Raw genomic sequence first — 21,929 nt, 5'->3', positions numbered from 1 at the left:
GCCAGAGCTGCCGGGCGCGGCGAGCACGTCGGTGGTGGTCACTTGACCGAGACCTGCGAGACGTCGAGGACGCCGGTCCAGTCGCTGATGACGACGTTCTTGACGTCCTTGCCGTACAGGCGCTTGTAGACGGGGTGGACCAGCGGCACGGTCAGCGCCTGCTCGCCGATCTTCTTGTCGAGGGCGCCCCAGCGGACGGCGGCGGCCTTGAGGTCGGTGAGCTTGTTGATCTCGTCGATCTCCTTGTTCACCGCCGGGTCGTCCAGCTGCGCGTTGTTGAAGTTGTAGCCGTCCTTGACGATCTGCCGGCCGTCGAAGATCGGGGCCAGGAAGGGCCCGCCGGACGGCCAGTCGGCGCCCCAGCCGGCGAGGAAGAAGCCCGGCTCGGTCGTGACGCCGTGGATCTTCTCGCTGTAGGCGCTGGACTCCAGGCCCTCCAGCTTGACGGTGATGCCGGCCTTCTTCAGAGCGTCCTGCAGGGCGGTGGCGACCTCGGGGCCCTGCTCGTCGCCGCCGCTGCTGTCGTGGGTCAGCGTGACGGTCAGGCCGTTCGGGTGACCGGCCTCCTTCAGCAGCTCCCTGGCCTTGGCCGCGTCGCCGCTCTTGCCCGCCGGGAACGCGTCGTACGGCGTGTAGCCGAAGGACTCCTGCGCGGGCAGGAAGGTGGTGGCGGGCTCGGCGAGCGAGGAGCCGCCGAGGGCGTTGACGACGGTGCTGCGGTCCACCGCGTAGGAGATGGCCTGGCGCACCTTGGGGTCGTCGAAGGGCTTCACCTTCGGGTTGAAGGAGATGTAGTCGGTGTAGCCGAAGTGGCCGGTGCCGACGCGGCCGGCGAGCTCCTTGTCGCCGGTGATCTTGGCGAGTTCGGCGGCGGTGAGGTTGGTGTCGGTGGTGACGGCGGCCGCGTCCTTGCCGGCGCCGGAGGACAGGCGCTGGTTGATCACGGCGGCGTCGAGGCCGGAGCGCACGTCGATGCGGTCCGGGTAGGCCTTGCGCTCCTCGTCGGTCTTCGCGTCCCAGTGGGTGTTGCGTTCCAGGACGAGGTGCTCGCCGTCGTTCTCGTTGGCGACGACCTTGTAGGGGCCGGAGGAGAACGGGTGGTTCTCGTACTTGGTGCCGGTGTCCTTCGCCTTCGGCACGGGGGCGAAGGAGGTCTGGGTGGCCAGGAACGGGAAGTCGCCCTCGGGCTTGTTCAGGTGGAAGACGATGGTCTTCGCGTCCGGGGTCTCGATGGAGGCCAGGCCGCCCTTGTCCTTGTACGGGCCCTGGTACTCCTTGCCGCCAACCAGCCAGTCGCGCAGGTAGGGGGCACCGCCGGACAGTTCGGCGGCGAAGGAGCGCTCGATGCCGTACTTGATGTCGGCGGTGGTGATCGCGCTGCCGTCCTCGTACTTCAGGCCGTCCTTGAGGTGGTACGTCCAGACGGTGGCGTCCCCGTTGGGCGTGCCGGTGTCGGTGGCGAGGTCCGGGACGACCTTCGCACCGTCCGCGCCGTTCTCGCGGTTGCGCGTCGTCAGCGTGCGGAAGACCAGGCCGGGGACGTTGCCGCCGCCGGAGGTGTAGAGCCGCGCCGGGTCGAAGTCCTCCTGCGGGGCCTGGTTGAGGACGTAGAGCGTGCCGCCCTTGGCGGGCTTGCCGTCGGCCGCCTTGGCCCCGCTGTCCTCCGGGCCGCACGCGGCGGCGCCGCCGGTGATCGCCAGGACGACGGCGGCCGCTGCGAGGCGGCGGGGTGTGACGGACAGGTGAGACATCGAAGATCCCTTTCGCGGCTGCGAGATGGAGAAGAAGGCGGGGCTGGTGAAGACCCGCAGGCAGCGGCGACGGACCCCGCGAAGGGGACCGTGATGGATCGATCAAGCGTCGAGACGCGCGCCCACGGGTCGGAGAGGACCGGGGCGAGGGGAGTTGCGCCCTCTACGCGCCCGGCACCGTGGAACGGCGACACAGGATGTCGGCGACGCAGTGCCCGGCCACGCCGATGAGCGCCAGCTCGATGCTGGCGTCGGCGTCTGTGGCAGGGCTGTGCGGCATGCCGAAAACATTGAACGATTAATCGCCCGATGTCAAAAAGCTAGCCCCGGGGGTAGGGCCAGGCGTTGGGCTTGCAGGTCAGGCCCCCGTAGTTGAGGAACTTGGTCTGCTGCATCATGACCGGGGCCAGGGCGCCCTCCTTGGGGCAGAGCACATGGCCGTAGCCGAGCCGGTGCCCGACCTCGTGGTTGATCAGCATCTCGCGGTAGGCGAGCATCCGCTCCCGGCCGTAGGTCTCCGACCCCTGGGCCCAGCGGTACGCGTTGATCATCGTTCGCGGAGTCGACGCCGCGTCACATGACACGTTGTCAACCGTGGTGTCCAGGTCGGACTTGGCGCACCAGGTGGCCGTGGTTCCCGGACTGGCGAGGGTGATCACGATGTCGGCGGGGCCCGTTGAGACCCGCTCGAAGGTGCGGGCCCCGCCGTGGGCCCAACTTCGCTTGTCATTCAGCGTCTTGTAGACCGCGTCCGCGAAGAGCCGGGCATTGAGCGGCAGGCCCTTCTCGACGTCCACCCGGACCCGTAGCAGTGTGCCCCTGCCGGGGGCCTTCTCGCGGCCGCCCACGGTCTGGAACTTCCCGGCCAGGCTCAGGTCCTGGTCGAGCGGGTAGGCCTTGGTCATCGCCTGGCCGTAGGTGAGCGGAGCGGCGACCGCGGAGGGTGAGGCCGAGGGGGTCACCCGGTCCTTGGAGCGTGACGCGGCGTCGTCGGAGTCCCGGCCGGCGCCCGGCGCCGCGGCGGCGGCGGACGAGTGACGCTTCTCACCCCCGGCGGCCATCTGGCCCGCCACGACGACGGCCAGCACGGTCACGACCGCCGCGGCCGCGGCGCCGCTGAGGGCGCGAGTCCTGACGGTCTTCTTGGGCTGTTCGGGTTGTTCCCCGCCCTCGCCGCCCTCCCCGGTGCCCTCGACGGGGGCCCCGGGTCCGGTGGCGGCGGAAGGGGCGGAGGCGGAGGGGACGTCGAAGGCCTCGACGAAGTCCTTCCGCGGGCCGGGGACGTCACGGAACCCAGCGCCGGGCGCCCGGCGCTGGCGCGGGAAGCCGGATATTCGGGGCGCGGTGCGGACGCGCCCGTCGAGGGGGTCGTCGTCCTCCGGGTACTCGGTGCCGAGCGCGGTGTCCGCCAGCTCCGCGGGCCGGGTGCCGCGCGGTGTGCGCGGCGGAACCCAGGAACCGGCCCGGCCCCAGGCGGAGTGCTCCTGGTGCTCGGGGTGTGCGCGGCCCGGTGCGTCCTGGTGGCCGTGCCCGGGGTCGCCGGGCCGGAAACCGTCCCGGCCGGCCGGCGCGGAACCACCGGGCGCCTGGCCCGGTCCGCCCGTACGGGGCGGGGTCGGCGCCGGGCCGGGACGGCGGCGGCGGCCGCCGCCCGGGGTGCCGCCGGCTATACCCGGTACGTCGTCGCGGCGGCCGTCACGGCCGCCCGGTGCGCTGTGCCTGCCCATGAAGTCAGTGATCCGTCCGCGCGTCCGTGGCGTCCAGCAGTTCGCGGAAGGCCCGCTCCACCGCATCGGGGTGCTCCATCATCGCGACGTGCCCGCTGTCGGGGAGCGTCAGCAGCCGCGCGTCACGGAACGTCCGGGCGGCACGGTACGCCATCCGGGGGGAGATCAGCTTGTCCCGGCCGCCGTACACCAGCAGCGTCGGCGCGAGGACCCGCTCGGCCTGCCGCCACAGGTTGTGCTGGCCGCCGAGCGTGTAGGCGTCGACGATGCCGCGCGCCGAACGGGTCAGCGCGTCCCAGAAGTACGGCAGCTTCAGCCGGCGCTCGTACTCCGTGGCGTGCTCGGCGAAGGACGCCTCGCTGACCAGCGACGGGTCGCCGTAGCAGAGGTCCAGCAACTGCTTGGTGCGCCGCTCCGCGGACCAGTCGCGGGTCGCGCGGGTCACCACCGCGGTGGCGCCCGGCACCCCGAGGAGTGCGGTCGGCCACGCGCCGCGCCGGGGCGGCACCTCCGGCAGCGCCGGCGAGATCAGCGTCAGGGTGCGGACCAGGTCGGGCCGGGCCGCGGCGACCTTGGTGACGACGGCTCCGCCCAGCGAGTTGCCGAAGAGGTGCACGGGCCCGCGCCCGGAAGCCTCCAGCAGGCGCACGACGGCGCGCGCGTGCCCCCCGATCGAGTAGTTGCCGTCGTCCGGCGGCGGCGAATGCCCGAAACCGGGCAGGTCCAGGGCCTCGCAGGTCACCCGGTCCGCCAGCAGCCGCATCAGTGCCGACCAGTTGGAGGAGGACCCGCCCAGGCCGTGGACGAAGAGAGCGGACGGCAGCCCTTCGGCCTGCTCCGCCCGCGCTCGTACGGTCAGCGTCCGCCCTGGCAGGGCCACGGTCCGCACCGTCTCCCCGTCCCCGGCTCTGGCTCCCGAAGGCGGTACGGGCACGGCGGCGAGTGCGGCTTCGGAGGACTCCGTCGAGGACATGGGGCAATGTTACGAGGTGATCACGCGTGGGCTCGTGTGTTCGCACTCACACGCGTCGTGGGGATTTTCCGCCTCTCCCGTCACTCTGCACACCCCATCCCTGTCTCCTACGCTCGCAGAAGGGGAAAGAGGGGGACAGTGGGTAGCAGCGGGGGGACGCCAGCGCACGACCAGAGGAATCGGGAGGTGCCCGTGTCCGACGACATCGAGACCTTCGACGACGACGTCATCGACGACCTGGAGGACGCCGAGGCCGACATCGAGGCCCCCGAGGCGGACATCGCCGAACAGCATCTCGAACTGCTGCAGCACCGCGATGTCCCGATCACCGAACGCCCTGACGACGCCGATCCGGCGGACGTGGCCGAGCAGCACAGGGTGGTCGAACTCGACGAGGACGACTATCGCTGAGTTCCACTTGGTGAGAATGTGCGTTCGCACAGCGCATGCCCCCGCTACCGAAAAGTACGATGGCACCCGCAGCGCAGAACGACATCACTTGGGAGGCGGCGTGACAGCCATCGAGCAGACTGAGGCGCGCCCTCGCGGCACACGCCTGCCGCGCCGGGCCCGGAGGAACCAGCTGCTGGGCGCGGCTCAGGAGGTGTTCGTCGCCCAGGGTTACCACGCCGCCGCGATGGACGACATCGCCGAGCGTGCGGGCGTCAGCAAGCCCGTGCTCTACCAGCACTTCCCCGGCAAGCTCGAGCTCTACCTGGCGCTGCTGGACCAGCACTGCGAGGCCCTGCTGGACGCGGTGCGCACCGCACTGGCCTCCACCACCGACAACAAGCAGCGGGTGGCGGCGACCATGGACGCGTACTTCGCGTACGTGGAGGACGAGGGCGGCGCCTTCCGCCTGGTCTTCGAGTCCGACCTCACCAACGAGCCGGCCGTCCGCGAGCGCGTCGACAAGGTCGCGCTGCAGTGCGCCGAGGCGATCAGCGAGGTCATCGCCGAGGACACGGGTCTGACCACCGAGCAGTCCATGCTGCTCGCCGTCGGCCTCGGCGGCGTCTCGCAGGTCGTGGCCCGCTACTGGCTCTCCAGCGGCAGCTCCATGCCCCGCGACACCGCGGTGCAGTTGCTGACCTCCCTGGCCTGGCGCGGCATCGCCGGCTTCCCGCTGCACGGCACCGAGCACTGACGACGTCCCCCCGGGTGTTCGCTCTGGGCGTGCCCGTCCGCCGGTGTCCCGGTGCCGGGCGCGGCTAATGTGTCCTGCGTACGGCGCGATTTCCAACCGCGCACACCGCAGACCGTTCGGAGGGACGAAAGCCGTGGAGGTCAAGATCGGCGTGCAGCACGCGCCGCGCGAGATCATCATCGAGAGCGCGCAGACGGCCGAGGAGGTCGAGAAGGCCGTCGCCGAGGCGCTGACGGGCACCGGCAAGCTGCTCAGCCTCACCGACGAGCACGGCAAGCGCGTGCTCGTGCCGGCCGACCGGCTGGCCTACGTGGAGATCGGCGAGCCGGCGACGCGCCGGGTCGGCTTCGGCGCCCAGCTGTAGGCCGCAGCCTGACCGCTCCCGTGACGGGGAGGACGTACGGCGGGTCACCCCCGAATGGGGTGACCCGCCGTTTCGCCGTCCTGACCCGCGGGGTAGGACCCGTGCGACCGAAGTCTCCGGGAGGGGCCGCACGATGATGTGGGAAGCGCTCGCGTTCGCCGCCGTCGGATTGTCCGTCGCGTACGCCGCCACGCGGCTGCTCCCCCGCCGGCGCCTTCCCGAGGCGACGCTGGTGCTCGCCACGGGAGCCGTCGCCGCCGTACTGGGCGGCCTGATCACCCGTACCGTCCTCGGTTCCGACCGGTTCCTGATCAACCTCGCCGTGTCGGTGGGGGTGGCCGCCGTCCTGCTCTCGCTGCTGGTGCGCCCGCCGCGGAGCACCCGCCGGTCCTCGCCGCGCACGGTCTGAGCCGCGCGGTCCGCTCAGGCGGACAGGCCCAGCGCCGCCATCCGCTTGGTGTGGGCCTCGGTGATCCGGGTGAACATCCGGCCGACCTCCGCGAGGTCGAAGCCGTCCGCGACCCCGCCGACCAGCATCGTGCTGAGCGCGTCCCGGTCCGCCACGACCCGCTGCGCCTGCGACAGCGCCTCGCCCATGAGCCGGCGCGCCCACAGCGCGAGCCGCCCGCCGACCCGGGGCTCGGCCTCGATGGCCGAGCGCACCTTCTCCACCGCGAAGGAGGCGTGGCCGGTGTCGTCCAGCACCGCCAGCACCAGTTCGCGGGTGTCGGTGTCGAGCCGGGCGGCGACCTCGCGGTAGAAGTCGGACGCGATGGAGTCGCCGACGTACGCCTTGACCAGGCCCTCCAGCCAGTCCGACGGCGCGGTCTGGCGGTGGAACTCGTCGAGTGCGGCGGCGAAGGGCTCCATCGCCGCGGTCGGGTCCGCCTCGATGGTGGTGAGCCGCGCGCGGAGCTGCTCGAAGTGGTGGAACTCGGCGGACGCCATCGCCGCGAGCTCCGCCTTGTCCTCCAGGGACGGCGCGAGCTTGGCGTCCTCCGCGAGCCGCTCGAAGGCGGCCAGCTCGCCGTACGCGAGTGCCCCGAGCAGGTCCACGACCGCCGCGCGGTACTGCGGCGCCGCGGAGGCCGCGGCCCAGTCCTTGGCGGCGATGGTCGTCTCGGCGGGGGTGTCGGCGGGGGTGTGAGGCGTCTCCATGCTGCGCACAATAGCCAACCCCGCCAGTGCGGCAACCATCCCGTGCGGCCCGCCGCGCGGGTGCCGCGGGGTGACCTGTCCCGCGTACCGGAAAATCCATCCTCCGCCGGTGCGTGATTCCGGGGTACAGTGATATAGACCCGCCAGGTGACCCGGCGGGTCGCGCATGAATGGATGCCCGGTCGGTGGCCCGATCGGCTCCTACCGACCGCCCTCCCCACGTGGGGAGGGACAGCTTCGCGGCGCGCACGAGGGCAGTGGTCCCGCGCACCTCGGCCATCACGGCCGGACGACACTCCGCGGTCAGCGCAGTTCCTTGCGCCCGACCCTCCCCCGGAAACCGCTCGGCGCCGCGTCCCAATAGAAGAGGCAGCATCCTGACCACCACCACGACTTTCCGCGATCTGGGGATCCTCCCCGAGACCGCCGAGGCCCTCGAGGCCGTCGGCATCACCACTCCCTTCCCGATCCAGGAGATGACGCTTCCCGTCGCCCTCGCGGGCAACGACGTCATCGGCCAGGCCAAGACCGGCACCGGCAAGACCCTGGGCTTCGGCCTCCCGCTCCTGGAGCGGGTCGTCGTCCCGGTCGACGTCGAGGCCGGGCGGGCCAGGCCCGAGGACCTCGTCGACGGGCCGCAGGCCCTGATCATCGTCCCCACCCGTGAGCTGTGCACGCAGGTCAGCAACGACCTGCTGACCGCGGGCAAGGTGCGCAACGTCCGCGTTCTGGCGATCTACGGCGGCCGCGCGTACGAGCCGCAGGTCGAGGCCCTGAAGAAGGGCGTCGACGTGGTCGTCGGCACCCCGGGCCGGCTGCTCGACCTCGCGGGCCAGAAGAAGCTCAACCTGCGCAACGTCCGCGCGCTCGTCCTCGACGAGGCCGACGAGATGCTCGACCTGGGCTTCCTGCCCGACGTCGAGAAGATCATCGAGATGCTGCCGGCCAAGCGGCAGACGATGCTGTTCTCCGCGACGATGCCGGGCGCCGTCATCGGCCTCGCCCGCCGCTACATGTCGCAGCCCACGCACATCCGGGCCACCTCGCCGGACGACGAGGGCGCGACCGTCGCCAACATCACCCAGCACATCTTCCGCGCCCACTCGCTGGACAAGCCGGAGCTCGTCTCCCGGGTGCTGCAGGCCGACGGCCGCGGCCTGGCGATGATCTTCTGCCGTACCAAGCGCACGGCCGCCGACCTCGCGGAGCAGCTGGAGCAGCGCGGCTTCGCCTCCGGCGCCGTCCACGGCGACCTCGGCCAGGGTGCCCGCGAGCAGGCGCTGCGCGCCTTCCGCAACGGCAAGGTCGACGTCCTGGTCTGCACCGACGTCGCCGCGCGGGGTATCGACGTCGAGGGCGTCACACACGTGATCAACTACCAGACGCCGGAGGACGAGAAGACCTACCTCCACCGCATCGGCCGCACCGGCCGCGCGGGTGCGTCCGGCACGGCGATCACCCTGGTCGACTGGGACGACATCCCGCGCTGGCAGCTGATCAACAAGGCGCTGGACCTGCCGTTCAACGAGCCGGAGGAGACCTACTCCACCTCGGCCCACCTCTACGAGCTGCTCGGCATCCCCGAGGGCACCAAGGGCGTGCTGCCGCGTGCGGAGCGCACCCGTGCCGGGCTCGACGCGGAGGAGATCGAGGACCTCGGCGAGACCGGCGGCCGTGGCCGTGGCCGTGGCGGCCGCAGGTCCGGCCCCGCCGCCTCCGCCGAGGCGGAGGAGCGTCCGGCGCGTACCCGTACGCCGCGCCAGCGCCGCCGCACCCGCGGCGGGCAGTCGGTCGGCGAGACGCCCGCCGGGGCGGAGGCGGCCGTGGAGACCGCCGAGCCTCCGGCCACCACCGAGGCTCCGGCGCCGCGCCGTCGCCGCCGCACGCGTGCGGGTGCCGCGGGCACCGCGGGCACCGCGGGCACCGCGGGCACCGCGGGCACCGCGGGCACCGCGGGCACCGCGGGCACCGAGACCGTCGCGGACGCCCCGGCGGCCGAGGAGGTCCCGGCCCCGCGCCGCCGCCGCACCCGGTCCGCCGCCACAGGCACCGCCACCGGCGCCACCGGCGCCGCCGAGGCTCCGGCCGCTTCTGAGGCCGCGGCCCCGGAAGCCGCACCCGCCGAGGGCGAGGGCGCGGCCAAGACCGTCCGCCGCCGTCGCCGCACGCGGACGGCCAAGCCGGCCGACGAGGCCACCGGCTGAGGCCCGCACCCGTACCGCCGACGGCCGGGCGCCCCTGACGGGGGTGCCCGGCCGTCGGCGTTGCGTCCGCGCGGCGCCCGGGGTTGGGGAGCGCGTCGTGTGGGCGCAACCCGGCCCGGCTAGCCTCGCCCCATGAGCCGACCGCCCTTCCTGACGCTGCCCGAGAACGCCAACGCGTACCTCCTGGAGACGGCCCGAGGCGTCTTCGCCGTGCTGGACGCCGTACCGCCGGCCGGTACGCCGCGGCGCGGCACCGCGCTGCTGGTGCCCGGGTTCACCGGCAGCAAGGAGGACTTCCTCGCGCTGCTGGAGCCCCTCGCGGCCGCCGGCTACCGCACGGTCGCGGTGGACGGCCGGGGCCAGCACCAGTCCCCAGGCCCTCGGGACGAGGCGGCGTACGCGCAGGAAGAGCTGGCCGCCGACGTGCTCGCGCAGACCGCCGCGCTGGCCAGCGCGGACGGTGAGCCGGTGCACCTGCTGGGGCACTCGATGGGCGGCCTGGTCGTCCGCGCCGCCGTCCTGGCCGCGCACGACGAGGGCGCCGCCCTGCCCTGGGCCTCCCTCACCCTCATGAGCTCCGGCCCGGCCGCCGTCGAAGCGGCGCAGCAGGCCCGTACGAAGCTGCTGGTGGAGGCCCTGTCGGCGATGGACATGGAGAGCGTGTGGCTCGCGATGCGCGAGCTGGACGCCGAGGACCTCGAGGGTACGGCGAACGCCGCGGGCCCGGTCGAGGAGTTCCTGCACCGCCGCTGGCTGGCCACGGTGCCCGAGCAGCTGATCGTCACCGGCCGGCAGCTGATCGACGAGCCGGACCGGGTGGCGGAGCTCGCGGCGGTTCCGCTGCCGAAGCTGGTGCTCTCGGGCGCGGTGGACTACGCGTGGCCCGTCCCGTGGCTGGACGCGATGGCCGGGCGTCTCGGGGCGCGCCGGGTGGTCGTCGAGGGGGCCGAGCACTCCCCCAACGCCGAGCGGCCGGCCCCCACCGCACGGGCCCTCGCCGACTTCTGGGGCGGCACCGGTCCAGGGGCCTGAGAGCGCCTGGAGGGGCCTTGCGGGACCTACAGGCGCGCCTGGAGGTGCTCCCAGAAGCCGTCGCGCAGCACCCGCCGCAGGTCGGCGTGGCCGCGCAGCGAGATGTTGAGCATGCCCTCGGCCTCGACGAGGAGTTCCTGGTCGAAGGCCGGCGGCAGGTACGGATGGCCGGGCAGCAGCTCGGCCAGGGAGTCGCGGCCGCGGGTCGCCAGCCACTGCGAGGCGACCCGGGCCCCGACGAAGTGCACGTCCTCACGGCTCGGGATGGGCCCGGTGGGGATCGGTGCGTCGCCGTAGACGGGGGAGGTGCGCCGGGTGATGTACGACTTGCAGAAGTCCAGGTCGAGGGTGCGCAGGCTGTCGACCTCCCACAGCAGGGGGTCGGCCTGGTTGCGGCCGTCGGCGGCCTCGATGCCCCACAGGTGGACGCGGGCCCCGTAGCCCTGGGCGGCCTCGACCGCGGACACCAGGTCCTCGTCGCCGCCGATGAGGACGGCGTCGCTGATGGCGCGGTGCCGGGCCAGTGACTCCAGGTCGCTGCGGATCAGGGAGTCGACGCCCTTCTGCTGGCGGCTGGCGTTGAGGTTGCCGAGCCGGACCTTGACGTCGGGCAGCTCGGCGATGCGTTCCTGTTCCGCGGTGTGGATGCGGCGGCGGGCCCCGTCGTACCAGTAGACCCGCAGCAGGCGGCTGTCGGCGAAGAGGGTGCGGGCCCGGTCGATGAAGGCCTCGATGATCCCCTCGGCGTCGAGTTCGAAGGCCCTTCGGTCCTCGGTGCCCGCGACGAGGCGACCGGCCGCGGCGTACACGTACCCGGCGTCGACGAACACGGCGTGGGTCGCCGGGGTCGTGGCGACCTCGGCGAGCACCCGCTGCAGGAGCTCGTTCGTGCGCTCGATGCCGGCGGCGATGGCGGAAAGGGCGTCGTCGTTCATAGAGATCACATTGTCCGGCGCTTCCGTCCGCACACACAACCGGAACCAGGACCGCCGGTACCGGTGGCTACCCGCCGGTAGATGCGTGGGAAGAATTTTCTTTAGGACAGGGAAGGTTTTCGCCGGGGCAACTGTTGTTGATACATGAATGACCCCGGCAGGTAACGGCTGCGAAGCAGCCCCGTACTCCAATGGAGGAGTGCCCGGACGCGAAGGGAGAAGCCGTGAACACCATGCGCTTCGAGATCATGCGCCTCAACGACCAGGACGGCCGTGCCGTCGACTGCACGGTCGTGGACGCCGCCTCCGTCGACCAGATCGTCCAGCAGGCCGCCGCAATCGGCCAGCGCATCTACATCCGCCCCGCCCAGTAAGGCTCCGTCACCCCGGCGCGGCCGCAGGGCCGTAGGCCATGAACGCGAAGGGCCCCGTACACCACGGTACGGGGCCCTTGTCGCGTCCGGGTTCCGCCGACGGTCCGTCAGCCCTCGCCCCGGATGAAGCCGAAGACCCCGTTGGCGACCTGCTGCACCGCGATCGCCGAGAGCAGCATGCCGGAGAGCCGGGTGACCAGCACCACACCGCCGTCCTTGATCAGACGGATGATCACCAGCGAGTAACGCATCGTCAGCCAGAGCACCACGTGCATCGCGGCGATGGCGATCCACACCGACAGCTGCTGCCCGAACCCGTGGGCGCGCTGCACCGCGAGGATCACGGTGACGATCGCGCCTGGTCCGGCGAGCAGGGGCATGCCCAGCGGCACCAGCGCGACGTTGACGTCCTTGGTCTGGGTGGGCTCGTCCGCCTTGCCGGTGAGCAGGTCGAGGGCGATGAGCAGCAGGAGCAGCCCTCCGGCGATCATCAGGGCCGGCACCGAGACGTGCAGGTAGTCGAGGATCTGCTGGCCGCAGATGCCGAAGACGGTGATGACCCCCAGCGCGACGGCGGCGGCCTGCCAGGCCATGCGGCGCTGGACCTTGGCCGCGCGGCCGGAGGTGAGGGCGAGGAAGATCGGGGTGATCCCGGGCGGGTCCATGATCACGAAGAGTGTGACGAAGACCGAGCCGAACAGGGTGAGGGAGAAGAGATCCATGGGCCTAGCGGTGGTGCGGTTACAGGGGCAGGGGGCGGAAGGTCGGAACGTCAGGGGTTCACGGGTGATGGGCGCCGCGATTCACGGGGTGATGGGCGCCGCGCCGGTGGCCCGGCGGACGATCTCCCGGTAGACCTCGGGGTCGGTGGTGTACTCGCCGAGCCGGACGGTCTTGCGGGTGCCGTGGTAGTCGCTGGACCCGGTGGCCAGCAGTCCCAGCTCCGCGGCGAGGGAGCGCAGGCGGGCGCGGGTGGGCTCGTCGTGGTCCATGTGGTCCACCTCGATGCCGTCCAGCCCGGCCGCCGCCAGCTCGTGGATGACGCTCTCGGGCACGCAGGTGCCGCGCTTGACGGCGGCGGGATGGGCGAAGACCGTCACCCCGCCCGCGTTCCTCACGAGCCGGACCGCCTCGAAGGGGTCGAGTTCGTGCTTCTCGGCGTAGGCGCGGCCACCCGGCCCGATCCACTCGGGTGTGAACGCCTCGGCGATGCTGTCCACCAGCCCGGCCTCGATCAGCGCCTGGGCGATGTGCGGCCGGCCCACGGCGCCGTCGCCGGCGATCTGGGCCACGCGGTCCCAGGTCACCGGCACACCGTGCTCGCGGAGCCGGGCGACCATGGCCTGCGCGCGGGGCAGCCGGTCGTCGCGTACGAGCTCGCGCTCCCGGTGGAGCTCCGGTTCCTGCGGGTCGAAGAGATAGGCGAGCATGTGCAGGCTCACCCCGTCGATGCGGCAGGAGAGTTCGGCGCCGGTGACCAGGACGGGCGCCGCGGCGCCCGCGGCGCGCAGTTCGGCCAGCGCCTTCTCGGCCTCGGCGTAGCCGCCGACCGTGTCGTGGTCGGTGAGGGCGACGACGTCGAGCCCGGCCGCGCCCGCGGCACGGACCAGCTCCGCGGGGGTGTCCGTGCCGTCGGAGGCGGTGGAGTGGGCGTGCAGGTCGATTCGCACTCAGGTCACTCCAGGCGCTCGGTGCTCGGACGGATTCAGGGGTTGCGATTACCAGGATAACTGCCTGGCCAACCTCTGAATCTCAGGAGAGCAAGCGAGGGGACAGCGCCCCGCACGGTACGAGATCGACTTCGGCGCCGGCCTCGCGCAGATCGGTCAGTATCAGCTCGTCGTACATGAGCAGGCCCGACTCCTCCGGCCACACGATCGCCCACAGCCAGAGCCCGAACGACTCCCCCGCGAAGACCGCGCGGTCCGGTGGGGTCCCGTTCACGTGCCACAGGCCGGTCGGCCGCCCGGCGGCGATCACCTTGGCGGCCGGCGGCTTGCCGAGGCACATCGCCGGTCCGGGGTCCGGCCCCGGGATCCCGGCGAACCGCGCTCCGAGCCCGACCCCCAGCTCCTCCGCCACCAGCACCATCTCGCCCTGCCCGCCGAGCGGCCCCGGACCCGAGCACGCCACCGCCGTGGCCCGCCCGCCGCTGCGGTCGTCCCCCGCGGACGCGACCCCGGTGAACAGCCAGCCGACGGGCAGCGGCCAGGGCATCCACACCGGGACGCGCGACCGGCTCACGACCACGCCGAGGGCTTCCACACTCGGCGGGACGACAGGCTGCAACGGGTACACGGCGCCGTGCTCGTCGCACTGCCAGGAATCGGCGAAGAGCCCGGGCGCTCGGACCCGGCCACCGCACTTCGGGCAACTGGGTTCGCCCCTCATAACGCCCCACGGTCCTCCGGCGGCGTGCCCGCGTCAAGGACGATCACCCGTCCGGGTTCGGCGCGTGGCGCCGTCGTACGGCACACCTCCCCCGGCCACTCCCGGGCCGGCGAGGCGTCCGCCTGGCCCGCCTGAGGAGGTGTCACGGACCCCCGGGGTCCAGTCCGTCAGCCTCAGTCCGTCAGCGCGACCGCCGCGCGCAGGGGGTCACGCAGGTCGGTCCCGGCCTGCAGCCAGCGCTCCTGGAGCGCCCCCGCGCCCCGCACCCGCTTCCAGGCGGCCTCGTTCGCCGTCATCGGCAGCAGCGGGAAGAAGCGGACCGGGTCCATCGGGTCGTCGAGTTCAAGGTCCTCCACGAGACCGCCGGGCTCGGCGACCAGGACGGCGGAGAACGCCGCCCCGGGCCACAGCGGTTCGCCCACGTCCAGCGAGTTCCCCGGCGTGACGACGACGCCCTCGACCTGGGGGCTGGCGGCCAGCACGGCGAGCGGCCGCAGGACCATGTCGGTGTCGGCGCCGCGCCCGCCGCGCAGGGTGAGCACGAGTTCCGCGCGCGGGCCGCGCACCGGGTCCGCGACGACGGTGACGGGGTCGTTCATCGGCGCGCGCGACATGCCGAGGGTCACGTAGCGCAGCAGCTCACCGTCGCGGAAGCGCAGTACCTCGATCCGCTCGGCGCCCAGGAAGGTGACCGCGGCGCGGGCGTCCGGTTCCCCGAAGGCCATGCGCAGTCGCGTCTCCACCAACCCCAGTACGTCGACCATGGAGTGAGCATAGAGCGCGTATGGAACGTGCAAAGCAGCGGCTTCGCTCCAGGGCCGCCTGATAAGGTGGGCCGTCGGCTACGCCGCTCGAGGCGTGCACATCTTCCCCCAGCGGGGATCGGCCGGAGGAGGTGGGGCTGCAATGGATCCTAGTCGACCGTGCAGTACCGGCAGCTCTTCCGCCCGGCAACCCTCCTGATCCCCAGCGTTCCGTACCCGGTCGTCCGGGCGTGAAACCAGAGAACCACGGAACCGCCGGGGAATCCCGGAAATTTTCGCGAGCGCGATCGCGTGACATCGCCGCGTGCCCGCTCCCGAGACCTGTCCGGGTCACCCTGCCGCCTCCGGAAGAGCTCCCTGAACTGCGCAGTGATCAACGGTGATCACCCCTGCCCTGATCCGCATTTCAGCCCGGCCAGTCCGTGAAGGAGCTTGCCATGTCGATGATCCGCGACCTGCGCGCAGTCGTCCGCCCCGCCCTGCGCAAGAGCAGCACGTCATACGACTACGGCCCGGACCGCTCCCGCACCTCGTCGGCCACGCCCAGCTCGGTCGTGGACTGCGCCGTCTACCGGGACGGGCGCCGCGGCAGCGACCACATCTCGCCGCGCGAGGCCCTGGAGAAGGTGTGCGGCGGGGACGAGGGCTTCGTCTGGATCGGCCTGCACGAGCCGTCGGAGCGGGAGTTCGCTGAGATCGCCGAGGTGTTCGGGCTGCACCCGCTGGCGGTGGAGGACGCCGTCCACGCCCACCAGCGCCCCAAGCTGGAGCGTTACGACGACACGCTCTTCATGGTCTTCAAGACCATCCGCTACGTCGAGCACGCCGAACTCACCGCCACCAGCGAGGTGGTGGAGAGCGGCGAGGTGATGGTCTTCACCGGCCGGCACTTCGTCATCACCGTCCGGCACGGCGGCCACGGCTCGCTGCGCGCCCTGCGGCACCGTCTCGAGGACGACCCCGAGCTGCTCGCCAAGGGCCCCTCCGCGGTGCTGCACGCCATCGCCGACCAGGTCGTCGACGACTACCTGGCGGTCAGCGAGGCCGTCCAGGACGACATCGACGAGGTGGAGATCGACGTCTTCTCCGCCCAGGGCAAGTCCCCGCGTGCCACCGACGCCGGGCGCATCTACCAGCTCAAGCGCGAGGTACTGGAGTTCAAGCGGGCGGTCTCCCCGCTGCTGCGCCCGATGCAGATGCTCAGCGAGCGGCCGATGCGCGTGGTGGACCCGGAGATCCAGAAGTACTTCCGGGACGTCGCGGACCACGTCGCCCGCGTCCACGAGATGGTGGTCGGCTTCGACGACCTGCTCAACTCGATCCTGCAGGCCAACCTCGCCCAGGCGGCCGTCGCGCAGAACGAGGACATGCGCAAGATCACCTCGTGGGCGGCGATCATCGCCGTCCCGACCATGATCTGCGGTGTGTACGGCATGAACTTCGAGCACATGCCGGAACTCCACTGGCGGTACGGCTACCCGATGGTGCTGGTCGCGATCGGCGGGATCTGCCTCGCCATCCACCGCATCCTGCGCCGCAACGGCTGGCTGTAGGACAGGCCTAGCCGGCCTTCCTGCGGTCCGCCAGGATCACCAGGGCCAGTCCGGCGAGAATCACCACGAGCGCCGGGTAGGCCGCCGCGGGCGGGGTCTGGCCCAGCCAGACCGCCGCCACCAGGGCGGCGCCCGGCGTCTCCAGCAGGATCGCGGTGGACGTGGTCGACGCCCCGAGCCCGCGCACCACTCGGTTGAGCAGGCTGTGGCCGAGCAGCTGCGCGGCCACGGTCAGGGCGATGAGCTTGGCCCAGGTGCCGCCGTCGTAAGAGCCGAGCGCCGAGCCGGAGGCCAGGCAGACGGCCAGCAGGGCCACGGCCGTGGTGGAGTAGCAGACATAGGTGTACGCGGTCGTGCTGACGGTCCGTCGCACCTCCGCGCCGAGCAGGACGTAACCCGCCGCCGCGATGCCGCCGCCCAGCGCCAGCGCGTCCCCGGCCAGGGCGCGCGGCGACATCGACAGGTCGACGCCGGTCAGCAGCACCACGCCGGCGACCGCGAGCGCCGAGCCCAGCCACACCATCCGGGGCGGGCGGTGACCGCGCATCAGCAGGAACAGGGTGGTCCACACCGGTGTGGTGGTGCCGAGCGCCGTGGAGGACGCGACCGAGGTCATGGTGAGGCTCGGCAGCCACAGCCCGAAGTGCAGCGCCAGCACCAGACCGGACGCGACCGACAGCCCGAAGGCCCGGCGGCCCATCCCCAGCAGCTCCCGCCGGTGCCGCAACCAGGCGAAGGGGCTCAGCACCCCGACGGCCATGGCGTTCCGCCAGAAGGCGATGGCCAGCGCGGGCGCGGCGGTCGCGGCGATCAGCGGCGCGGACAGGGAGACACCGGCGATGGCGACCGCCAGGAGCGCGAAGTCCAGGGGCGCCTTCCCGTGCGGGGCCGCGCCGGACTCGGCGTCCGCCTTCGGTACGGCGGGCGTGGTTCTGGCGGGCGGCGCGGCGGACACGCGGGGTCTCCTCGGGCGGGGCGGGACGGTGACCCCCTTAGCGTAAGGCCCGTCCTGGCCCTGAGCTCCTGTCGTCTCAGCATGTGTGCGGAACCACGGCGGCGCCCGGCGCGGGCCACGCCATAGGGTGGGGCGCATGACGGACACCGTGACGCAGCCGCAGCTGGACCAGGCCCTGATCGAGGAGGCCGTGAAGAAGTCCGGCCTGCTCTGGGCCGACGGTCAGGCCCTGTGGCACGCCTGGGCCGACGGTGCCGTGGTGGTCGTCGGCGGCGGCCCCGGCGAGCAGCCGCTGCCCGCGCCGGGACTCACCGACGGCGGCACCGCCACGGTCACCGTCCGCAGCAAGGACAAGGGCGGCCGGCTGGTCGTCTTCCCCGTCCGGGTCACCGAACTGCGCCCGGACGGCGAGGCGTGGACGGCCGCGGTGGAGGAGCTCAAGGGCAAGCGGCTCAACGCGCCGGACGCCGCGACGATGACCCGACGCTGGGCCCGCGAGTGCCGCGTGCTGCGGCTGGAGCCCGCCGGCGACCTCCTGGAACGCCCCGGCGCGATGCCGGACGGCCGCGGCGCGGCGGCCCCGCTGCCGACGGCCGCGATCACCCGCCGCCCGATCCCGGCGGGCCTGCCGAAGCTGCTGCTGCGGCGCCGCAAGAAGGCCTGAGCCCCGTGGCCTACTGGGTGACGGCCTTGCCGTAGTCGACGACGTCGTCCTCGTCGGGCGCGCGCAGCGTGAAGTCCTTGCCCCAGTCGTCCATGGTCAGCGTGCCGGCGCCACCCGCGCGTTCGTAGCGCAGCGGGTACGGCTCGCCCNCCAGGGACACGTCGATCGTGCCGCCGTCGCCGCCCTCCGCGGCAACGGCGATGGTACGGACGCCGCCGACCGTACGGTGGTCCCCGACGGTGAGCGCGCCGCGCAGCACGAACAGGCCCTCCAGCAGCACCTCCTTGTCGGTGAAGCCGCTGAACTGGTCGTACGCGGGGTCCGCGGCGGGCACCTTGACGTACTTGTTCTTGAGCTTGGCGCCGACCTGGTCGCCGTAGAAGCCGGCGCCCGCCTTGAGGTAGAGGTCGTCGCCCACCCGCAGCAGTTCGAAGGTGCTGCCCTTGGAGGTGACCTCGCCCAGACCGCCGTTGCCGCGCAGCCGCATGTCGAGCGTGTAGGTCAGGCCCCTGCTGACGACGGTGCCCGTCAGCCGTACGGTGTCGGCCGCGTCGGCGGCGGTGCGGGCGCGCTTCTCGATGGTCTCGGCCGGCAGCTTGCCGACCCCGTTGGTCCCCGCGTCCGGATCGCCCGCGCACCCTGTCGCTCCGGCGATGAGGAGGGCCGCGCCCACAAGACTCACGAGGACGGACGACCTGCGGCCGAGGATCACGTGTTCTCTTCCTCCTGCGGTGGTGCGCACCCCCTCACACGAGGGGAGCGGCGAAGCGGAGCCGAAGCCACCGCAGCGTACCGCTGGCCGGGTGAACCGCTGTGAACGCCGTGCGAAGCCCCCGTGGAGCATTACCGCGCGCCCTGCCCGCGGGGGCGGCGTTAGCCTGGCGGCATGCCAGCGGGAACCTCCCGGGTCTTCGTCTCGCACCTGTCCGGGGTGCGGGTCTTCGATCCCAACGGCGACCAGGTCGGCCGGGTCCGGGACGTGGTCGTCATGCTGCGCGTCGGGGGCCGGCCGCCGCGCGTGCTGGGACTGGTGGTCGAGGTCGTCAGCCGGCGCCGGATCTTCCTGCCGATCACACGGGTGACGGGAGTGGAGTCCGGTCAGGTGATCACCACGGGTGTCGTCAACATGCAGCGCTTCGAGCAGCGCCCGACCGAGACCCTGGTCCTCGGTGAACTGCTCGACCGCCGGGTGAGGCTCGTGGAGACCGGCGAGGACGTGACCGTGCTGGACGTGTCCATGGTGCGGCTGGCCGCACGCCGGGACTGGGAGATCGACAAGGCCTTCGTCCGCCGCGGAAAGGGCGGGCCGCTGCGGCGCAGCGGCCTGACACTGACGGTGGAGTGGTCGGCGGTCACCGGCTTCTCGCTGGACGAGCACGCGCAGGGCGCGGAGGCGCTGCTCGCCACCTTCGACCAGTTGCGCGCCGCCGACCTGGCGAACGTCCTGCACCATCTGTCGCCCAAGCGCCGCGCCGAGGTGGCCGCCGCCCTCGACGACGACCGGCTCGCCGACGTCCTGGAGGAGCTGCCGGACGACGACCAGGTGGAGATCCTCGGCAAGCTGAAGGAGGAGCGGGCCGCCGACGTGCTGGAGGCGATGGACCCGGACGACGCCGCCGACCTGCTGGCCGAGCTGCCCGTGGAGGAGCAGGAGCGGCTGCTCGGGCTGATGGAGCCGCACGAGGCGGCCGACATGCGGCGGCTGATGTCGTACGAGGAGCGCACCGCCGGCGGTCTGATGACCACCGAGCCGATCGTGCTGCGCCCCGACGCCACCGTCGCCGACGCCCTGGCGCGGGTCCGCAACCCGGACCTGTCCCCCGCGCTCGCCGCCCAGGTGTACGTCTGCCGGCCGCCGGACGAGACCCCGACCGGCAAGTACCTGGGCACGGTGCACTTCCAGCGCCTGCTGCGCGACCCCCCGTTCACCCTGGTCAGCGCGCTCCTCGACAGCGACCTGCAGCCGCTGGCGCCGGACACCCCGCTGCCGGCGGTCACCAGCTTCCTCGCCACGTACAACATGGTGTCCGTACCGGTCGTCGACGACAGCGGCTCGCTGCTGGGCGCCGTCACCGTCGACGACGTCCTGGACCACCTGCTGCCGGAGGACTGGCGCGAGACGGAGTTGCACGAGGCGGAACTCGACGAGGCGGAACTCGACGAGGCGCAACCGAACGAGGCGGACCAGTGAGCGACGAGCGCCCCCGCATCCGCCTCGACCAGCCGCGGGTGCGGCGGATCAGCCTCCTGCCCACCTACGACCCGGAGGCCTTCGGGCGGCTGTCGGAGAAGATCGCCCGCTTCCTGGGGACCGGCCGCTTCATCGTCTGGATGACGGTGGTGATCATCGCGTGGGTGGCGTGGAACGCGCTGGCGCCGCGCCATCTGCGCTGGGACTCGTATCCCTTCATCTTCCTCACCCTGATGCTGTCGCTGCAGGCCTCCTACGCCGCCCCGCTGATCCTGCTGGCGCAGAACCGGCAGGACGACCGCGACCGGGTCAACCTGGAGCAGGACCGCAAGGCGAACGACCGCAGCATCGCCGACACCGAGTACCTGACCCGCGAGGTGGCCGCGCTGCGGCTCGGCCTCGGGGAGGTCGCCACGCGCGACTGGATCCGCTCGGAACTGCAGGAGCTCCTGAAGGACATCGACGAGCGGCAGCGGGCCGAGGCGGAGTGACCGCCGGGGTCCCGGCCAGGGCGGTGTGAACCCGCGCACCGGGGGTCCTGCGGGCACGGTGCGGGACGTACCATCGACGCATGGCTACCGATCCTCACCCAGGCTCCTCCCCCTCGCCCGACGCGGTGCGCGCCGCGCTCGCGACGGTGAACGATCCCGAGATCCACAAGCCGATCACCGACCTGGGCATGGTCAAATCGGTCGACATCGCGGACGACGGCGCGGTGCGGGTGGCGGTGTACCTGACGGTGTCGGGCTGCCCGCTGCGGGACACCATCACCAACCTGGTGACCACCGCCGTCGCGAAGGTCCCCGGGGTCACCGGCGTGGCCGTCGAGCTGGACGTGATGAGCGACGAGCAGCGCCGGGAGCTTGCCACCTCGCTGCGCGGCGGCCAGGCGGAGCGGGAGATCCCGTTCGCCAAGCCCGGTTCGCTGACCCGGGTGTACGCGGTCGCCTCCGGCAAGGGCGGCGTCGGCAAGTCCTCGGTGACGGTGAACCTGGCCGCCGCGATGGCGGCCGACGGCCTGAAGGTCGGTGTCGTCGACGCCGACATCTACGGCCACAGCGTGCCGCGGATGCTGGGCGCCGACGGCCGTCCGACGCAGGTCGAGAACATGATCATGCCGCCCTCGGCCAACGGCGTGAAGGTCATCTCCATCGGCATGTTCACCCCGGGCAACGCCCCGGTGGTGTGGCGCGGCCCGATGCTCCACCGCGCGCTGCAGCAGTTCCTCGCCGACGTGTACTGGGGCGACCTGGACGTGCTGCTGCTCGACCTGCCGCCCGGCACCGGCGACATCGCGATCTCCGTCGCGCAGCTCGTCCCGAACGCCGAGATCCTCGTGGTCACCACGCCCCAGCAGGCGGCGGCGGAGGTCGCCGAGCGCGCGGGCACCATCGCCGTGCAGACCCACCAGAAGATCGTCGGTGTCATCGAGAACATGTCCGGGCTGCCCTGCCCGCACTGCGGCGAGATGGTCGACGTCTTCGGCACCGGCGGCGGCGAGCGGGTCGCCGAGGGCCTGACCCGCACTACCGGCGCCACCGTGCCCGTGCTCGGCCAGATCCCCATCGACGTGCGGCTGCGCGAGGGCGGCGACGACGGCCGCCCGGTCGTCCTGACCGACCCGCAGTCCCCTGCGGGCTCGGCACTGCGGGCCATCGCGGGCAAGCTCGGCGGGCGGCAGCGCGGTCTGGCCGGCCTGTCGCTCGGCATCACGCCGCGCAACAAGTTCTGATCCCGCCCGTCGGG

At 72.4% G+C, this 21,929-nt stretch carries 24 protein-coding genes; 12 read left to right on the top strand and 12 right to left on the bottom strand.

What is annotated here, in order from left to right; genetic code table 11:
- Positions 1-38 precede the first annotated feature (38 nt).
- From B085_RS0125805 to B085_RS0125790, 4 genes are all read right to left on the bottom strand, one after another.
- Positions 39-1,751 carry an ABC transporter substrate-binding protein gene (locus B085_RS0125805; RefSeq protein ID WP_018561501.1) on the bottom strand — a complete coding sequence of 571 codons (1,713 nt, stop codon included), beginning with the start codon at positions 1,749-1,751 and terminating at the stop codon, positions 39-41.
- A gap of 163 nt (positions 1,752-1,914) precedes the next feature.
- Positions 1,915-2,031: an Ms4533A family Cys-rich leader peptide gene (locus B085_RS51715; protein ID WP_018561500.1), complete on the bottom strand. Its 117-nt coding sequence runs from the start codon at positions 2,029-2,031 to the stop codon at positions 1,915-1,917.
- 40 nt (positions 2,032-2,071) lie between these two features.
- Positions 2,072-3,478, bottom strand: coding sequence for a DUF3152 domain-containing protein (locus B085_RS43760; protein ID WP_018561499.1), 1,407 nt, complete (start codon positions 3,476-3,478; stop codon positions 2,072-2,074).
- Between the two features lie 4 nt (positions 3,479-3,482).
- On the bottom strand, positions 3,483-4,451 hold the full coding sequence (locus tag B085_RS0125790; RefSeq protein ID WP_018561498.1) for an alpha/beta fold hydrolase: 969 nt from the start codon (positions 4,449-4,451) through the stop codon (positions 3,483-3,485).
- 192 nt (positions 4,452-4,643) lie between these two features.
- Here B085_RS0125790 and B085_RS0125785 point away from each other — a divergent pair, with 192 nt between their 5' ends.
- From B085_RS0125785 to B085_RS0125770, 4 genes are all read left to right on the top strand, one after another.
- Complete coding sequence (locus B085_RS0125785) at positions 4,644-4,862, top strand: hypothetical protein (protein ID WP_202470921.1); 219 nt, start codon at positions 4,644-4,646, stop codon at positions 4,860-4,862.
- Between the two features lie 100 nt (positions 4,863-4,962).
- Complete coding sequence (locus B085_RS0125780; protein WP_026251442.1) at positions 4,963-5,598, top strand: TetR/AcrR family transcriptional regulator; 636 nt, start codon at positions 4,963-4,965, stop codon at positions 5,596-5,598.
- A 133-nt stretch (positions 5,599-5,731) separates the two neighbouring features.
- A complete protein-coding gene (locus B085_RS0125775; protein WP_018561495.1) occupies positions 5,732-5,962 on the top strand; it encodes a DUF3107 domain-containing protein in 231 nt (76 codons plus the stop codon).
- Between the two features lie 133 nt (positions 5,963-6,095).
- Positions 6,096-6,371 (top strand): hypothetical protein, encoded by a 276-nt coding sequence (locus tag B085_RS0125770; RefSeq protein WP_018561494.1) that lies wholly within the window; start codon positions 6,096-6,098, stop codon positions 6,369-6,371.
- Between the two features lie 14 nt (positions 6,372-6,385).
- Here B085_RS0125770 and B085_RS0125765 read toward each other — a convergent pair whose 3' ends face one another.
- Positions 6,386-7,120, bottom strand: a complete 735-nt coding sequence (locus B085_RS0125765; protein ID WP_018561493.1) for a ferritin-like fold-containing protein — start codon at positions 7,118-7,120, stop codon at positions 6,386-6,388.
- A 476-nt stretch (positions 7,121-7,596) separates the two neighbouring features.
- On the opposite strand from B085_RS0125765, the gene B085_RS0125760 reads away from it, so the two are divergent.
- Both B085_RS0125760 and B085_RS0125755 read left to right on the top strand, forming a co-directional pair.
- Entirely contained in the window at positions 7,597-9,324 is a 1,728-nt protein-coding gene (locus B085_RS0125760; RefSeq protein ID WP_018561492.1) for a DEAD/DEAH box helicase, read from the top strand.
- 132 nt (positions 9,325-9,456) lie between these two features.
- On the top strand, positions 9,457-10,356 hold the full coding sequence (locus tag B085_RS0125755; protein ID WP_018561491.1) for an alpha/beta fold hydrolase: 900 nt from the start codon (positions 9,457-9,459) through the stop codon (positions 10,354-10,356).
- A 26-nt stretch (positions 10,357-10,382) separates the two neighbouring features.
- On the opposite strand, the gene B085_RS0125750 is transcribed toward B085_RS0125755, so the two are convergent.
- Positions 10,383-11,291 (bottom strand): NYN domain-containing protein, encoded by a 909-nt coding sequence (locus B085_RS0125750; RefSeq protein WP_018561490.1) that lies wholly within the window; start codon positions 11,289-11,291, stop codon positions 10,383-10,385.
- Between the two features lie 224 nt (positions 11,292-11,515).
- Here B085_RS0125750 and B085_RS43755 point away from each other — a divergent pair, with 224 nt between their 5' ends.
- Positions 11,516-11,665, top strand: coding sequence for a hypothetical protein (locus B085_RS43755; protein WP_158689826.1), 150 nt, complete (start codon positions 11,516-11,518; stop codon positions 11,663-11,665).
- Between the two features lie 107 nt (positions 11,666-11,772).
- Here B085_RS43755 and B085_RS0125740 read toward each other — a convergent pair whose 3' ends face one another.
- The 4 genes from B085_RS0125740 to B085_RS0125725 form a co-directional block, all read right to left on the bottom strand.
- The gene (locus B085_RS0125740; RefSeq protein ID WP_018561488.1) at positions 11,773-12,387 is read right to left on the bottom strand and encodes a MarC family protein; all 615 of its coding nucleotides are present in this window, start codon (positions 12,385-12,387) and stop codon (positions 11,773-11,775) included.
- Between the two features lie 81 nt (positions 12,388-12,468).
- A complete protein-coding gene (locus B085_RS0125735) occupies positions 12,469-13,335 on the bottom strand; it encodes a PHP domain-containing protein (RefSeq protein ID WP_018561487.1) in 867 nt (288 codons plus the stop codon).
- An 82-nt stretch (positions 13,336-13,417) separates the two neighbouring features.
- A complete protein-coding gene (locus B085_RS0125730; protein WP_026251441.1) occupies positions 13,418-14,056 on the bottom strand; it encodes a DUF6758 family protein in 639 nt (212 codons plus the stop codon).
- A gap of 173 nt (positions 14,057-14,229) precedes the next feature.
- Positions 14,230-14,820 (bottom strand): suppressor of fused domain protein, encoded by a 591-nt coding sequence (locus tag B085_RS0125725; RefSeq protein ID WP_026251440.1) that lies wholly within the window; start codon positions 14,818-14,820, stop codon positions 14,230-14,232.
- A 437-nt stretch (positions 14,821-15,257) separates the two neighbouring features.
- Between B085_RS0125725 and B085_RS0125720 the strand changes: the two genes are divergently transcribed.
- Positions 15,258-16,373, top strand: coding sequence for a magnesium and cobalt transport protein CorA (locus tag B085_RS0125720; RefSeq protein WP_018561484.1), 1,116 nt, complete (start codon positions 15,258-15,260; stop codon positions 16,371-16,373).
- A 7-nt stretch (positions 16,374-16,380) separates the two neighbouring features.
- On the opposite strand, the gene B085_RS0125715 is transcribed toward B085_RS0125720, so the two are convergent.
- Positions 16,381-17,328, bottom strand: coding sequence for a DMT family transporter (locus B085_RS0125715; protein WP_018561483.1), 948 nt, complete (start codon positions 17,326-17,328; stop codon positions 16,381-16,383).
- Between the two features lie 136 nt (positions 17,329-17,464).
- On the opposite strand from B085_RS0125715, the gene B085_RS0125710 reads away from it, so the two are divergent.
- Complete coding sequence (locus tag B085_RS0125710; RefSeq protein ID WP_018561482.1) at positions 17,465-17,992, top strand: hypothetical protein; 528 nt, start codon at positions 17,465-17,467, stop codon at positions 17,990-17,992.
- A 10-nt stretch (positions 17,993-18,002) separates the two neighbouring features.
- Here the strand turns inward: B085_RS0125710 and B085_RS0125705 are convergent, their stop codons facing one another.
- Entirely contained in the window at positions 18,003-18,704 is a 702-nt protein-coding gene (locus tag B085_RS0125705; protein ID WP_018561481.1) for a hypothetical protein, read from the bottom strand.
- Between the two features lie 174 nt (positions 18,705-18,878).
- Between B085_RS0125705 and B085_RS0125700 the strand changes: the two genes are divergently transcribed.
- The 3 genes from B085_RS0125700 (at position 18,879) to B085_RS0125690 (ending at position 21,915) form a co-directional block, all read left to right on the top strand.
- Positions 18,879-20,183 carry a magnesium transporter MgtE N-terminal domain-containing protein gene (locus B085_RS0125700; protein ID WP_026251439.1) on the top strand — a complete coding sequence of 435 codons (1,305 nt, stop codon included), beginning with the start codon at positions 18,879-18,881 and terminating at the stop codon, positions 20,181-20,183.
- A complete protein-coding gene (locus tag B085_RS0125695; protein WP_018561479.1) occupies positions 20,180-20,674 on the top strand; it encodes a DUF1003 domain-containing protein in 495 nt (164 codons plus the stop codon). Before B085_RS0125700 ends, B085_RS0125695 begins: the two co-directional genes overlap by 4 nt.
- A gap of 80 nt (positions 20,675-20,754) precedes the next feature.
- Complete coding sequence (locus B085_RS0125690; RefSeq protein ID WP_051102159.1) at positions 20,755-21,915, top strand: Mrp/NBP35 family ATP-binding protein; 1,161 nt, start codon at positions 20,755-20,757, stop codon at positions 21,913-21,915.
- Positions 21,916-21,929 lie beyond the last annotated feature (14 nt).

This window comes from Streptomyces sp. BoleA5 (genome assembly GCF_000373665.1).
In the GTDB taxonomy this organism is placed as follows: domain Bacteria; phylum Actinomycetota; class Actinomycetes; order Streptomycetales; family Streptomycetaceae; genus Actinacidiphila.
Note: the sequence above shows the minus strand (reverse complement) of the source record. Positions and strands in the feature narration are given on the sequence as shown.